Origin of the sequence: Nostoc sp. FACHB-190 (assembly GCF_014696905.1) — a bacterium.
Lineage (GTDB): Bacteria > Cyanobacteriota > Cyanobacteriia > Cyanobacteriales > Nostocaceae > Nostoc_B.
In genome coordinates, this window is record NZ_JACJQW010000107.1 from 1 (window position 1) to 2596 (window position 2596).

Sequence of the window (2596 nt, forward strand, 5' to 3'; positions counted from 1 at the left end):
ATAATTCCTGACTGGGGTAAATCTTTGATTGACAAGGTGGATAAGTCAACTGTGGTCAGTTGTAATGAGGGTTCGTAAGTTAAACGATGTTCTAAGCGTTGCCACAGTTGCCAATGTGTAAGTGGTAGGGCTTGATTTAAGGAGGTTGACCAAGCCGTAATTCCAGCGTTAACTATTAGGTCATCAACACCTTTACACAATCCTTGTTGACCGTTCCAAATGGCGATATCAATCTTGCTGCCTGCTGCCATCAGTAATCGGCTAAAGCGATATATGGCAGCGTTCACCCGTTTCTGGGTGGCTGTGTTTGTGTCCTGGTCAAAGGCTAGGGTAATGTGTCTGTCTTTAACAGCAAACCGCGCTATGTCAGGGATGAGATAGGGAGTGATCGGGTTGCCTAGTGAGTCCTTGGTGCGGTAGCCACCGTTAACACCATAAAGGGCAATGGCAACGTATCCCTCTGACAACAGGCATAAGGATTTTTTACCACCTTCTGTCATGATGATCTCGATTTCTGGGTGAAGTTCTAGCCAGTTCCAAAAACTTTCGCCTGCTGGTGGCACTTCGACGTTGTAGCGTAGGGCAATTAAGCGTCGAGTTTCTCGGTTAATGGTGGGGAGATAGGCGCGTGAACCGTTGCCAGTTGGGGTTTCGTATTTTTGCAGTTTGCCTTTTTTCGTGTCAGTCCTGGGGGTACTGAGTTTGGCTTGCCAAGGGCTGCCATCTTCGTTTAGCAGTAGTGCGGCGTAAAGTGTGGGTTTGGCTTGATGTCCAAATCTGGTGTATTTCCAGTTAAGTGCATCGTGTATTGGGGTGGCGACCTCCCCGCCTGCACTGATTTCTAAGTCGCTGATGATGCGGATGTTTTCTCTGTAGAGGGAAACGGCGATCGCAGAACCGACAATAAACTCTTTCTCAATTCGGCTGGTAAACTCCTCAATGCTCTCGACTGGTAGTAGGTTTTGAGCAGATGGTAGAACACTTGATAAATTTTTCAATTTCCTTCTCCAAGCTGGGTGACGTTGCCCTCGCTCAGAAAAGACTGTTGTTAAACTTTTATCTACGGAACAGTTGGCGTAACTGGTGCGGTAGATGGTTAAGAATCAAGTAGTTGCCCTAAACTTTTCATGCCTATTTTTTCATCTCAATCTGTTGGAAATAAAGTGATAGACACTTATAATCAAAGAAAGGCTCCACTTGATTCAACTCCTGTGGGGGTTTTACACTCTGTCTTTCCTGGCGGGGTGGACGCGTGGTAGGTGTTGCAAGCACCGAATCCACAATTTGCGTAGTAAATTCAAATGAACAATTTGAGTCAAAGTCTGTGAGTTCTCACCTCGCAGACTTTTTGGCATTTATTGGCTCAAATTTCAGTGATTAAAACTAGAAATAAGTGATTAAAGAGCATAAATAAAAGTTCTTCAAGTTATTAGATTGGGACTAAAAAGTTGTCTGGGAGTCAGCATTCTATTAAGTAACACTAGGTACATATTGCAATCTGGTTCACAACTGCCACTAACGAATCTTTCTTTTTGTAACTGGATCAAACCTCCTCTTTTGTTGCTCTACATCATCTGATTGATTCTCTTTCCTTATGCCGTTTCCCTTTTACTACTTTCTTTTTCTTTCTTTTTTGACGCAATAGCTTTTTTCAGAAGGATTTTTGCTAGTTGAGGAGGAGTCATAAATTCTTCTTGGGCCCATTCTTGTAAATATGAATACTCATCCTCCTCAATACGAATGGTCAATTGTGGCTTTTTTGAAGGCATAGTCAAATTAAAACACCATGCCTAATTATTCATCCTTTGAGTCTTATTTTCCACTGGTGAATCAAAATATTGACAGGTGACTCACCTGTGGACTAACATAACAGATAAGACAGTAAAACAGCAAGCATCGCTAACTGATTTGTGTCCACCGAGTAAGGAAAAGCTATATAAATCAACCCTTTTAGCGTGTGGAGCTAACACTATCTCAGTAACTATCAGATGCTTGTCTTATGTTTGTCAGTATCTAATGCTGACTATCAATCATTATTTGACCATTAACCAATAGATGCTCTATGAAAGCGTCAAACTTTGCACGGGGACTTGATTTAGATTCCCCTGGTTTGTTTTGTGAAAGTTATGTTACAAAATCTGAACTTGCAAGAATTCTTAACGTTGCTCGTTCAACTTTAGTCAGTTGGGACGGTATAGCTCTTTACCGCATAGATAGCTATCGCCAAGCCTACCCAGTCAAAGCGGATGGCAGTACAGACCGTTCTTGCCCATTGTCACCCTATCAATCTTGGTGCTTGTCCCGTATAGGTCGGGTAATGCAAAATCTCAAATCGGCTGAACGAGTCAAGAACTATATCAAAAAGCATCCCGAAGATTTTAGTCCGGCGAAATTTACTAGCCAATTTCATCAAGTAACTAGAGGTAATGCAGCATGAATACTTCATACATGATTGCTATCAAAGAAGTTTGCGAACGGCTAGATGTAGCGAACTGCAAACATCCAGGGCTAAAACTGCAAACAAGGCGATTTTGAAACCACATTATTTGCAAATAAGGTTCTGCTCAAAACGACATTATTTGCAAATGAAACTGCA

The 2596-nt window shown here is 42.1% G+C and carries 3 protein-coding genes; 1 reads left to right on the top strand and 2 read right to left on the bottom strand.

Translation table 11 applies throughout. The annotated features are described in order from the left end of the window. Both H6G28_RS36325 and H6G28_RS36330 read right to left on the bottom strand, forming a co-directional pair. On the bottom strand, window positions 1–998 hold a 998-nt coding region (locus H6G28_RS36325; protein ID WP_190678256.1), incomplete at its 3' end, for a DUF3854 domain-containing protein. A 594-nt stretch (window positions 999–1592) separates the two neighbouring features. After that, window positions 1593–1769 (bottom strand): hypothetical protein, encoded by a 177-nt coding sequence (locus tag H6G28_RS36330; RefSeq protein WP_190678259.1) that lies wholly within the window; start codon window positions 1767–1769, stop codon window positions 1593–1595. Between the two features lie 293 nt (window positions 1770–2062). On the opposite strand from H6G28_RS36330, the gene H6G28_RS36335 reads away from it, so the two are divergent. Continuing rightward, window positions 2063–2437: a hypothetical protein gene (locus tag H6G28_RS36335; RefSeq protein WP_190678262.1), complete on the top strand. Its 375-nt coding sequence runs from the start codon at window positions 2063–2065 to the stop codon at window positions 2435–2437. Window positions 2438–2596 lie beyond the last annotated feature (159 nt).